Annotated in this window: 10 protein-coding genes; 3 read left to right on the forward strand and 7 right to left on the reverse strand. The window is 41.5% G+C overall.

Features of this window, described 5'->3' with window-relative positions:
* The 4 genes from OO007_RS04405 to OO007_RS04420 all read right to left on the reverse strand — a co-directional run bounded on the left by OO007_RS04405 (position 1) and on the right by OO007_RS04420 (position 4204).
* Positions 1–795 carry an ATP-binding cassette domain-containing protein gene (locus OO007_RS04405; protein WP_131904789.1) on the reverse strand — a complete coding sequence of 265 codons (795 nt, stop codon included), beginning with the start codon at positions 793–795 and terminating at the stop codon, positions 1–3.
* A 337-nt stretch (positions 796–1132) separates the two neighbouring features.
* Entirely contained in the window at positions 1133–2107 is a 975-nt protein-coding gene (locus tag OO007_RS04410; protein ID WP_207906947.1) for a taurine ABC transporter substrate-binding protein, read from the reverse strand.
* Between the two features lie 479 nt (positions 2108–2586).
* Positions 2587–2850, reverse strand: coding sequence for a cupin domain-containing protein (locus OO007_RS04415; RefSeq protein ID WP_325807887.1), 264 nt, complete (start codon positions 2848–2850; stop codon positions 2587–2589).
* 61 nt (positions 2851–2911) lie between these two features.
* The gene (locus tag OO007_RS04420) at positions 2912–4204 is read right to left on the reverse strand and encodes an NAD(P)/FAD-dependent oxidoreductase (protein WP_131904791.1); all 1293 of its coding nucleotides are present in this window, start codon (positions 4202–4204) and stop codon (positions 2912–2914) included.
* Between the two features lie 248 nt (positions 4205–4452).
* Between OO007_RS04420 and OO007_RS04425 the strand changes: the two genes are divergently transcribed.
* Together OO007_RS04425 and OO007_RS04430 are read left to right on the forward strand one after the other, a co-directional pair.
* Positions 4453–5292, forward strand: a complete 840-nt coding sequence (locus tag OO007_RS04425; RefSeq protein WP_325807888.1) for a helix-turn-helix domain-containing protein — start codon at positions 4453–4455, stop codon at positions 5290–5292.
* 214 nt (positions 5293–5506) lie between these two features.
* Positions 5507–7132, forward strand: coding sequence for a dihydroxyacetone kinase subunit DhaK (locus OO007_RS04430; protein WP_325807889.1), 1626 nt, complete (start codon positions 5507–5509; stop codon positions 7130–7132).
* 110 nt (positions 7133–7242) lie between these two features.
* On the opposite strand, the gene OO007_RS04435 is transcribed toward OO007_RS04430, so the two are convergent.
* From OO007_RS04435 to OO007_RS04445, 3 genes are all read right to left on the reverse strand, one after another.
* The gene (locus tag OO007_RS04435; protein ID WP_325807890.1) at positions 7243–7857 is read right to left on the reverse strand and encodes a 2-dehydro-3-deoxy-6-phosphogalactonate aldolase; all 615 of its coding nucleotides are present in this window, start codon (positions 7855–7857) and stop codon (positions 7243–7245) included.
* A gap of 8 nt (positions 7858–7865) precedes the next feature.
* Positions 7866–8768, reverse strand: coding sequence for a 2-dehydro-3-deoxygalactonokinase (locus OO007_RS04440; RefSeq protein ID WP_325807891.1), 903 nt, complete (start codon positions 8766–8768; stop codon positions 7866–7868).
* A 236-nt stretch (positions 8769–9004) separates the two neighbouring features.
* Positions 9005–11443 carry a GcvT family protein gene (locus OO007_RS04445; RefSeq protein ID WP_325807892.1) on the reverse strand — a complete coding sequence of 813 codons (2439 nt, stop codon included), beginning with the start codon at positions 11441–11443 and terminating at the stop codon, positions 9005–9007.
* 159 nt (positions 11444–11602) lie between these two features.
* Here OO007_RS04445 and OO007_RS04450 point away from each other — a divergent pair, with 159 nt between their 5' ends.
* A complete protein-coding gene (locus tag OO007_RS04450) occupies positions 11603–12520 on the forward strand; it encodes a LysR family transcriptional regulator (protein ID WP_325807893.1) in 918 nt (305 codons plus the stop codon).
* Positions 12521–12567 lie beyond the last annotated feature (47 nt).

A 12567-nucleotide genomic window follows, 5' to 3' on the forward strand; every position in this document is an offset into this window, starting at 1 on the left:
TTACACCTGCCCCATTATTTCTTCTTCCATATCCCAGATCATGGTAAGAATCTCTTCGCGAGTTTCTATAAATTCCTCACTGTTTTTGATATCTCTGGTGTCTTCAGTGACGCCCCTTTCAGCAAACGGCAAGTTGTATTCTTTATGCAATCTTCCTGGCCTTGGTGCCATTACAAATAACCTCTCACCTAGTAGCAGTGCCTCCTCTACTGAGTGAGTAATAATCATGATTGTCTTGCCTGTTTCTTTCCAGATTTTCAAAACCAGTGATTGCATCTTTTCACGTGTCAACGCATCCAGTGCGCCTAGTGGCTCATCCATCAGGATTAAATCAGGGTCATTGATAAGGCAGCGTGCTAATGCAATTCGTTGTTGCATACCACCTGATAATTGATAAGTAGGAATATCTCCGAAGCCTGCTAGACCAACAATGTCTAACCATTCATCGACCATCTTTTTGCTTTTTTTAGGGTCTGTGCCTTTCATACGAAGACCGAAGTCGACATTTTCTGAAACGGTTAACCATTCAAACAATGCACCCTGTTGGAAAACCATGCCTCTGTTAACACCGGGGCCTTTTATCTCTTCATCACCAAGATATACCGCGCCACCCGTTGGGTGGTTGAATCCTGCAATTATGTTTAATAGAGTCGTTTTACCACAGCCTGATGGGCCTAGTACCGATAAAAGTTCTCCGCTTTTTAACGTGAAGTTGACGTTGTTAAGTGCATGTACTTGGCCTCCAGTATCAACATCAAAAACCATACTCAGGTCTTTTGCTACAAGATCACTCATATTCCTTCCTTAGTTTATTTATTTCGCTTCACGATTAATTGTTGATTTAATTTAATCGCTACTCATTATTGTCTCAATTAATAGTAGCCTAGCTTTAAAAATCATATTTCCTGTAAAAATGGAAATTTCCTTATATCTTTTTGTTAAGTGTTATTTTGCAGGAAATATTATTGTTTCAATTTTTACCATAAGAATATAAATTTTTATGTAAAAGCATAGCTAATGCATCATGTTTGCTATCTTTTGATGCTTGTTCTGATTTTGTTCTAAATTTTGTTACAAAAAAAACGGTAGATAAATTTATCTACCGTTTTTAGTAATATCTTAAAAATCCATATTACTTAAGGAAAGATGTGTCTACTACTGTAGAGTAATCTTCTTTAGCTGGAGCAGCTTCTGTAGCAAACATTTTTCCCATGAAAGGAAGAACACTAGCAACTTTGCCATCTTTGCTGAAGTACTCAGACATTTGCTCTTCTACACTAGGAAAACTGAATCCTGCCATCTGCTTTTTAGTTTTCTCTACAGATAAACCAGCATCACCAGCAATAATCGCTAGCTTAGATTGGTCTTTTGCAAAGTCTGCGTTCGCTTGTGCTGTTACTTCCATAAACGTTTTTACAGCTTCTGGGTTTTCCTGAGCAAATTTCTCTGTAACAGATACGATATCAAAACTCGTGATTCCTGCTTCAGTCTTCTCAGGGATGGTTAGCATAGACTTACCCACTTCTTTCATCTTGGATAATGAGTTCTCACCGAAGCCACATGCCATTGCAACGGCACCATCAACTAAAGATACTGCAGCATCAGCTGGTTCCTGATCGACTAGTGTTACTTTTTTGATGTCAACACCCAGAGTACTCAGTGTCAAACGCATTTCATAGTCAGACATTGTGTTTAATGGTACTGCTATTGATTTGCCTTCTAGCTCTGTTGCGTTTTCTTTTGAAATACCAGACTTGGTACTTACAACACAGTCACCACCAGCGCCGTAAGCAACAGCCACACCAATCAGTTTGATAGGTGCATTTGCATTAACAGCATTTACAAATGGAGTTAAGCCTTGGCTAAATGCGATATCGATATCACCAGATAACATAGCTTCTGTCATTGCTGTACCTGTGGCGAAGTTAACCCAGTTTACTTTTTCGCCTAATGCTTTGTCGTATGTTTTCTCAACCTTCGCTATTTGATTGGGTGTTGCCCACTCTAGAAAGTAAGCGACATTCACATCAGCGCTTGCGGATGTTGCCATTGATGCAGACAATGCAACAATCGATAAAGAACCCAGGATTTTTTTCATTGATTTCATTTTATAACCTCAAATTTAGACTTCACAATATATTAATATTAGCCATACGCTCTTAATCAAAAAGCATCCGACATCAAACGTTAAACTCTAACTCCTCCAAGTATAGAACTTACTTTTTTCTACATTTAGTAGTGTTAAATACAAAATGCATCAATTGAGTATAGTTAAAAATTTTTAAAAATCTTTTCTTTTTAATGACTTAAGTAGTACTTATCAATAGCTTAAGTACTGCTTATTAATTACATTAGTATTACTCATATTTGTTTAAAATATTCACATCTATTGTATTTTTGTAGAATCTAGGTACCACCCTTTACTTAATACACCCCCCTACTTATAGGGGTTTTTTTGATCATTTTTTAGGGCTTATTAAACGGTTAAGTGTGGATAATTCTTTGTTTTTAATAAAAATAGTATGTTTAATTTTATCTCTCTCTTTCTCCTCTCCTTCTTCTCACTTATGATTTTTTAACGATCAATTAATCGTAAAATCTAAAATGTTTTTTAATCGTTTCATGCACTTGCCAGTGAACAATTTGCCCTGACTCGACAGTCACAAGATTTCCTGCAGAAATATCTACATTGATGCCTGTATCGGTAGATAAACTAGCCTTTCCTTCAATTATGTAAAAAGACTCTGTTTTTTGTTGATCATGATCAAAGGTGCAGGGTTCCTTTTCCCATACTTCCCATTGCTTTATTTCTTCTAATTTTTTCGGGTCTGGTTTTTCTATTTTAATCATATTAATAATCTGTCTAGTCTGATGAGTTAATGTCAATTTAGCTGGCTTAAAAATTACGCGATTATGAAAATTTCACTTCTAACGCGTCTCTCATTTCAAAATACTTGGTGGTTACACTGACTCCGACTTCATGGAATCGGTGAAACGCAAAAGATTTATAAGGCGTGGTCGGCATCGCTAAATCCTGCTGTTCTTTACCTAATACTCGTTCAGATAAAATTCTACCTATAACTGTTCCCATTGCTACACCTCGACCATTACAGCCTAAGCCAGCGAGTATACCTGGCGCAGGTTCGTGCAAATGAGGCAACAGGTCTTTCGTATGTGCAATACGCCCGCCCCAATAAAATTCTATATCTTCAGGTTTAAATTGGGGGAAGACTGTTTTAAAAGCATTGTGGATTCGATCTCTATCTGTACCTACACAGAGTTCTGACGACCCTAAACTGCCTAGTAGAATGCGATTACGATTATCCTTGCGGCCGTAGTAAATCACCCTGCGAGTATCAGCAATGGTATGTCCTTCAGGCAATACTTGAGCGTATTCTTCATCCGTTAATTCACGCGTAGCAGCTTGTACACTGATTAGCGGGATAATGGTTTGCTTCAAGCCTTTCAAGGTATCGTCAGTATAACCATTGGTACAAAAGACCACCCATTCGCTATCAATCGTTGCGGTATCGGTTGTTAATTGCCATTTATCACCCTTACGTTCTACCTTGGATACTTTGCTGTCAGAGTAGATTTGCGCACCATGTTCCATGGCTACACGTGCTAATTCACGCGTATAAGAAAGGGGGTGAATCGAGCCGCCAGATTCAACACGTGTTGCATATGAATAGGCTGTAGATCCGGAAAGCTGGTTTAGTTGTTCCCCTTCCACACTATCTATATCTAAACCCATGTCAGACCAGTTTTTAGCCATTTTTTCCAGTTCAGGAATTGATGAGCGACTGTGTGCGGCCCTTAGCCAGCCCTTTCTCACGGAGTCACATTTCAAATCATGTTTGTCGATAAGGTCAAAGACTTCATCTGCTGAATGAATATAATTGTTTAGTACTCTATTGCCGAAAACATCGCCTAGTTGTTCGATGATTTCACTGGGTTGAGCATGTGCTAGTGGGTTAACTTGTCCGCCCGATCTACCTGAAGCACCCCAGCCTGGTTCGTGCATATCTAATACGATCACATTGACACCTTTCTGAGCGAGTTCTAATGCTGTGCGTAACCCTGTAAAACCAGCACCTACAATAGTAACGTCTGCTTTTACAGCGCCCTTTAATGGTTCCGGTCTAGTGAGTTTTACTGCTGTATGTTGCCAAAGGCTTTGATCAGCATCTTTAAATTTAAGCATTATTTCATGTACATCTTGAGTAATTGATATTCAGTGTAGCAGTAACAAAAGCGTTTGGCGGTGGTTTGATTTGGTCTGTTTGTCGCTACTAAGCGTAAAAAATGAAGCTACTACAATGCATTGATCTATTTACTGTTGTGATCACCTCAAATACGTTGAATTTAAAGGGTATAGCTGAATTTAGTGTAGTTATTTTTAAATTAATAACCTATGCTTAAACGCGATTTAAAGGTGGTTAATGCGTATATATGAGCAATCAAACTGATTCAGAAAATTTTGCAGTAAACTTAAAATTCCTATGTGGCTTCTACAGTTCGATATCAGAAGTATGCCGCAGGCTTGAAATAAACAGACAACAATTCAATCGATACCTTAGGGGTAAATCGTTTCCTTCTTATAAAAACTATAAAAAGATCTGTGACTTCTTTGGTGTTGAAAGCGAAGAGATTGTTATCGACCCTATCGAATTTCAAAAAATAGCAGGCTTACCCAGCGCTACCGAAAAGAAAGGCGCAGTTCCAGAGCAGTTTGCAAACATCGTTATGCCGTTAATGAAGAATTCGAGTCAGTCTTTAAGTCGTTATGAAGGCTACTATTACCGTTATTTTTATTCTTTTAGTTTTCCCGGATATATTTTTCGCTCATTCTTTAAGCTCTATCAATTAGGTGATTATTACTACATTAAACACATAGAGCTTTCGAGTAAAAATGATGACTTATCCATACCTCGTTTGGTAATAAAATATCATGGCGTTGCTTTTTTTCTGGCCGAAAGAATATTCATCGTTGAATCGGAACCAGCATTGAATTCAACAATATCCGAAGCGATTTTAACGCCAAACTATCGACCGAATAGTCCTTATATGTCTGGCTTGGTAATTTGTGCATCTTCAGGCAGTTCTCATCAGCCCAGCGCAGGCAGAACAGTCTTCGAATTTTTAGGAAAAAACATCAATATCAGAGCAGCGATGAAGCAATGTGATTTATTTCACCATACCGATGAGCGTATCCCAGAAAATATTAAAAAATTAATTAAAAATGAAATTACTGACGCTCAATTTACGTTCCATCCTCAGGATTTTTTGTAATCTATAAAAAAGACAGTTTTTGTAAGCAATAGAAGGAAGTTTTCTTTATTCTCTTCACCAAAATGCATGTTAATAGCGTCAAATGTGACGCTACTTTGCTCCTACTAGCGTCTTCTCGGCTAAGGTGAGTCCCCGCTTTTATTGTTACTCTCTTAGCCTATCAGTAAATATAGTTATATACGGTTTTGCACTGTAGTTATTCAAAGGAGAGAGAATGTCCCAATTTATAAATAATAAAGAAAATATTGTCACGGAAGCTGTAGATGGATTGATCTCCACGTCAGGAGGGGCACTCGCAAGACTCGATGGTTATCCACATATCAAAGTCGTTGTCCGAAACGATTGGGATAAGTCCAAAGTTGCGCTTATTTCTGGCGGCGGTTCAGGGCATGAGCCCGCACATGCTGGCTTAGTTGGTGAGGGTATGCTTACGGCAGCAGTTTGTGGAGAAGTGTTTGCTTCGCCATCGGTAGATGCTGTTTTGTCAGCAATACTGGCAGTGACAGGTTCTGAAGGTTGCCTGCTGATCATCAAAAATTATACGGGAGACCGTTTGAACTTTGGCTTAGCCGCAGCAAGAGCGATCGAAATGGGCTTTAAGGTAAATATGGTTATCGTTGATGATGATATTGCTTTACCCGATCTAGCGAAACCGAGAGGTATTGCCGGAACAGTCTTAGTTCATAAAATCGCTGGGGCGCTGGCAAATGACGGTGGATCTTTAGGCGAGGTAACCAAAGTTGCCGAGAATATTATTGCTGGTACTAAAACCATCGGTATGTCTTTGGACACCTGTACAGTTCCGGGCTCACCAAAAGACCAGCGCATTGAAGACGGTAAAGCTGAATTAGGTCTGGGCATTCATGGCGAGCCAGGTTTTGAAAAATTAGATTATATTGATGCCAAGCAGTCGATTGCAGCAATGGTGAATAAACTAGAGCCTTTGATGAGTGATGAGCCACATGTTGTTTTGCTAAATAATTTGGGTGGTGTTTCTATTTTGGAAATGTCGATACTTGCGCATGAGTTAATTAATTCTTCTATCGGTAAAAAGCTCAAGTTAATTATCGGTCCGGCATCACTTATGACAGCCATTGATATGAGAGGTTTTTCAATTTCGGTGTGTCCGCTTACCGCACAACAAGAGGCGTTATTAAAATCACCCTGTGCGCTTTCTGTGTGGCCAGATTGTAAAGAAATAACGCCTATTGCGATCGTCGATTTACCCGATGGATTAACACCCGTTAGCCATAATCCATCAAAGGATGATGAGACAGCAACGTTAATTACACAATGTTGTGAGATCATGATTGCTGCAGAGGCTGACTTGAATGCACTTGATGCCAAATCAGGTGATGGCGATACAGGTTCTACCGTAGCAGGCGCAGGACGATCTATAATTGATGCGCTTGAGCGCTTGCCGTTAGCAGATCACCCAAAACTATTTAGCGCTATCGGTCAGGAATTGAGCCAAGTCATGGGCGGTTCTTCTGGGGTATTGTTGGCAATATTCTTTACCGCGGTAGGTGATGCTTCCTCCAACGGTGCATCAGTTATTGATGCCTTCAAATCCGGTTTAAATAGGATGCAAGCGATCGGTGGAGCAAACCTCGGTGATCGAACCATGGTTGATGCACTTAGCCCAGCTTTAGATGCTTTGGGTAATGGCTTAGAGGCTGCGGCTATAGCGGCTCGTGAGGGAGCAAATCATACTTCAACAATATTAGTTGCTAAGGCAGGCCGCTCTACTTATGTAAATGAGGAGCAACTGAAAGGAAATATTGATCCCGGTGCTGAAGCGGTTGCAAGGTTGTTTGAAGGGCTTTCTGAAAACAGATAATCAACCTCATAAAAAAAGGCCCCAAAGTAGGGGGGTGTGATTTTAATACCCCTCTATTTCATCAAAAAGTAAAATTAGACCTTTATCGTTTCCAGTTGTTTACCATGACTTTAAACATGTTTATCAAAGGCTTCGACAAAAGCTTCTGCCGATTTGGCAATTTCTGCGACTGATTTCCCGGGCTTATAGAGCGCAGAACCGATGCCAAAACCATCAACACCATAGGATAACCATTCACCCAGATTTTCTGGGTTACAACCACCCACTGCGTATAAGTCAGTTGCTTCTGGTAACACAGCGCGCATTGCTTGAATATTTACCCCGCCGATTGCTGTCGCCGGAAATAATTTCAAGGCATCAGCACCCGCTTTTAGTGCGGCAAAACATTCCGAGGGTGTCAGTACGCCGGGGTATGAACCCATATTCAATTTCTTGGTTTGCTGCACAACATCAATATCAAAGTTAGGTGAAACAATAAAAGTACCGCCAGCCTCTTTGATGCGAATGATGTCATCTTCATTCAACACTGTGCCTGCTCCAATATGCGCACGTTCACCTAAATGTTTAGCCATACGTTCAATCGAATCAAAGGCATTCGGTGAATTTAAAGGTACTTCAATCCAGTCAAAGCCTTTTTCAACCAGCATTTCAGATACGTTTTCTGCCTCGTCGGGGGTGATGCCTCTAAGAATTGCAATTAATTTACGTGACGGTCTAGGTGACATAGTATTTCTCATTGATTGAATAGATTTTTATACACTTGAATCAAACCTTGTAAGGTCATGTCTTGAGCACTGAATATTTCGCTGTTACCACCGATATGGGTTAAAGCCTCTGCATAGAGGGTGACTAAACGATCATCACCAATTAACGCTGTGTTCTGATTGTTCCAGTAGGATTTTGCACCTGCAAGTTCTGCTCCTATCAACAATCCAGATAATCTGGCACGCGCAGATGCCGAGTCCGGTTTACCTAGCAAACCTTGAGCACGAATTCGAAAGCAATCACTTAATAGCTGTTGCGGGTTTTTTAGGGATTCCTCAACTGCTTCTAAAAATGCGGACTGATTCCAGCCTTCTGAAATTAGCTCATGACGCAGAATGGATTGCTTGCTGAGCAATTCGAAAGTCTCACCCGTCATATAGGTGTTAAAACGGTGTATCTGATTATCTTGTAGTTGTACCCATTTACTGTGGGTTCCCGGTAGGCATACCGTATTGAATTTTGAACTTGTATCAGCGATTAGACCTGCGAGTTGCGTTTCTTCTCCTCTCATCACATCTGCGGGAGATTGTTGGCAGACGCCGGGCAGAATGGATACTTTAAGGCGGGAATCTTTCGTTTCAACAGCTTTTAATCCTTCGGATGAAGAAGGCAGACACGGAGTTTGCAGGTAAGGTGCTTCTGCCCATCCCTGTTTGGCACCTGCCATGCCACAAACCAGTATGCTGGTTATTCTATCGGGCACTAGCCAATCATCAATTAGTTTTAGCAAAGCACCTTCAAATTCGTCGGGTGAAAGTTTGCCCGCACCATCATGAGATTGCGCATCACTTAAGATTTGATGCTCGCTGGACATTGCATACGCCCTAAGGTTTGTTGTGCCCCAATCTACTGCAATCCAGTGTGTTTCCATATTCAGTCTCTATCTGCGGTTTTTGCTAAAGCTATCCTCGCCAGACAATATAACGGTGCTTTACTCAATGAGTATAGGATTAAATTCGAACGATGGATCAGAACGATAGAAAAGAAACCTGTGAGTGCATATTTAAAAGAAAAAAGGCCTCTAAAGTAGGGGGGTGTCAATTCAACACTCCTTCCTGCTTTGAGGCCACATTTAGATCTGTTTAGTTAGTTTTTACTAGTTTTTTATTAGCCTCTGACTAACTCATTTTTAGGATCATACAAACCAGCTTCAGTCACAACAGCAGGGTACTTCTCGCCAAGTATTTCTACTTTTACTTCAGTACCTACCTCGGAGAGTTGAGGTTCTACAAACGCATAGGCAATGTTTTTATTAACGCGATGGCCATAGGTGCCAGAGGTGACAGTGCCTGATAATGTCTCACCGTGGTAAATTGAATCACCACTGTGTGCAGGGGCTAAATCACAGTCAATAACAAGCGTGACGAGCTGTTTTTGATTACCTTTTTCTAATTGTGCTTGCAGCGCTTTTTTACCGATAAAGTCCGGCTTATCCATTTTCACAAAGAAGTCTAAGCCCGTTTCCATTGGGTTACGTTCGTAAATAAGGTCTGCTTTCCAATGCAGATAGCCCTTTTCCATGCGCATTGATTCTGTGGCGTAAAGACCGAAGTGTGACAAGTTAAACGTTGTACCTGCCTCATTTAACAGCTTCCAGACTAAATATAATTGCTCATTAGGCACATGCAATTCATAGGCGAGCTCACCGGAGAAACTCACCGTCATTGCCATAACTTTGGCATGACCCAGTGTCATTTCTTTAACATTCAACCAGGGGAAGCCCGCTTTTGACCAATCACATCGCGGTGAAAGCGACTGCAATAAATCGCGTGATTTAGGACCTGCAACGACCAATATAGTATGTGATGCCGCCATTTCGGTAATGGTTACGGAATCAGGTTTGTGCGTGTTCAACCAATCCAGATCATGCCATTCAGCAGCAGCGGCTGAACCATACCAGTAATGCTCTTCATCTAACTTGGCAAGGGTCGCTTCTGTTAGCACATGACCATGTTCATTGAGTAAATAACACAGGCTAATTTTGCCGACTTTTTTCGGAATATTGCTACAGGTGATGCTGTCTAAAAACTCCGTTGCGCCTTCACCTTGAATAGAGAAACGATTAAAACCAGACACTTCCATTAAACCGACATTTGTCGTTAACGCTTCAATTTCTTTAGCCACAACATCTTTCGTCGGGGTGAAGCGATATGAATGCTCATCTTCAAAATCAGGGGTAGGTTTAAAGAATAAAGCGCGCTCCCAACCATTCACCACTCCCCAGGCAACATCTAGCTGATCAAGGACTGGATAAAGAGGCGTTGTACGCGCCAAACGAGAAGCAGGGCGATGCTCGTGTGGTAAGTGATAGTGAAATTCATTCTGGTAATCTTCAATCGCTTTCAAGCAGGTATATTCGGTATTTGCGTATTGTGTAAAACGTCGCGGATCAAGACACCATGCATCCCACTCACATTCACCGTGAACGATTAAGTCAGCTAAGATCTTTCCGTGTCCACCACCTTCGCCGATTCCCGCTCGCAAGCCGATCGCACAGTAAGCGTTTTCTATTCCAGGTATTTTTCCAATCAACGGCATGCCGTCAATAGTGTAGGTAATAGGTCCATTGATGGTGGTATGAATCCCTGCGTTTTGAAGAGCGGGTAAGCGTTCAAAAATACCTTCCATATTTTCAAGGCAGCGATCTAAATCGGGTGGGCATAAGTCTTTAGTGAATGCTGGGTCAATGCCATCCATGCCGAAGGTTTTACACGCTTGTTCGTAAACACCAACCAGCAGGCCATTTTTTTCCTGACGGCTGTAAAAATCATCTAATGGATCACGAATAATCGGTACCTGAAAATCCAGCGCTTCTAATTCTGGAATATTATCGGTAAGGAAGTACATGTGCTCCATCGAAGTCACAGGGTGCTCAACGCCTAACATATTGCCCACTTCATTGACGCGGTAGCCGGTTGCGTTGACAACCTTCTCACAGGTAATGTCGCCGTTTTTGGTGTGAACGATAAATTCGCCCGTGCCGTAACGAGAGCCTTTTTTCGTAATGCCTTCAACGGGATTGCTTCTATAAACAGAAGCTCCAGCGAGGCGTGCTTTTCGTGCCAATGCCAGTGTAATGCCAGATGGATCAATATAGCCATCTAATGGATCCCACCACGCGCCCAGCATTTTGTCAGTGGTCAATAATGGGTGGCGCTCTTTGATTTCTTTTGGGCTGATGTATTCCATCTCAACACCCATGCTTTTCGCCATGCCAATATAGTGTTGATAGGTATCGATATGATCCTGAGTGTAAGCGGTTCGCATGCCGCCGGTGATATCGTAATAGAAGGGAAAATCCTCATCTGCCGCGAGTTCTCGGTACAGGTCGATACTGTGACGTTTCAAACCAATCATGGTTTGATTGCCGCCAAACTGAGTGACTTGCGCCGCTGCATGCCATGTCGAACCTGAAGTCAGTTCATCTCTTTCTACCAGTGCTACGTCTGTCCAGCCTAGCTGGGTAAGATGATACAAGGTAGAGCAACCTGCAATACCTCCGCCGATGACAACCACGCGAGCATGGGATTTAACAGAATTCGACATTTTCTACTCCAGATATAAAAAGTTAAAATTTAAGCCTTCTAAATTTAAGTCATCAATAATGCACAACAAAGCAAGCGTCTGACAATCGAAACGTTATGATCTATAGTTCAGTTAATTTAAACCATAAATGCTTTACTGTATTTCTAGGCTGGACCAACAATGAAACATTCTTTGCCTTCGCTCGATAGTCTTAAAGTCTTTGAATCTGCGGCCAGGCACCTGAGTTTTAGTATCGCAGCGAATGAGTTATGCGTAACCAAAGGTGCTGTCAGTTATCAGATACGTAAACTCGAGGAAGAGTTACAAAGCAGTTTGTTCAAACGCTCCGTGCGCCAAGTCTATCTCACAGATACAGGGCAGGCCTTATATCTGACCACGAAAAAGATTTTCGAAGACCTTGAATCGAGTCTCTCGCGGATTCAGGAAGGCAAGCAGGAAGCAAACGTATCGATTGCCGCAACGACCTATGTCGCTGCGCGCTGGTTGTCAGCGCGTATCGGTCGTTTTAATGATGAATACCCTGATATTAATATTTTTTTACAACACTCGGTAAATTCGGTTGATTTCAAGCTTGATGAAGTCGATCTCGCAATTTTGTGGGGGCCGTGCAAAGGCAAGCTGGATAGAAATCGCTTCGCAGAAATACCGATGTCTTTGTTTCCTGTGATTAGTCCAAAATTATTAGACACACACAATATAAGCCAGCAAACCGGGATTAGTATGGGTGCCATCGTGCAAGGAGCGCTAAGTAATATCCCCTTGCTATGTGAAGACAGCAAACAGGATCACTGGCAGGAGTGGTTAAAAGCCAATAACACGGCTGGTCCTGATCTTAAGCTAAACAACCCTCGCAGAGTGATTAGTGATGCCAATGTGCGGGTGCAGGCAGCAGTCGATGGACAGGGATTGATTTTAGCCGATGATTTAATGTTAAATGAGCTTAATAATGGATTGTTGGTAGCGCCTTTTAAGGAACAATTAACAGGGTATGGTTATGCTTTTTATTCCTCCCCAACACGCATATATGGTGACAATACCATTACCTTTAAACACTGGATGATGCAGCGTATTCAATAATACTATAAATGGCACCCCCCTACTTTGAGGCTGTTTTTTTAGCTTCA

The sequence above is a fragment of the Cocleimonas sp. KMM 6892 genome (assembly GCF_035798195.1).
Taxonomy (GTDB): domain Bacteria; phylum Pseudomonadota; class Gammaproteobacteria; order Thiotrichales; family Thiotrichaceae; genus Cocleimonas; species Cocleimonas flava.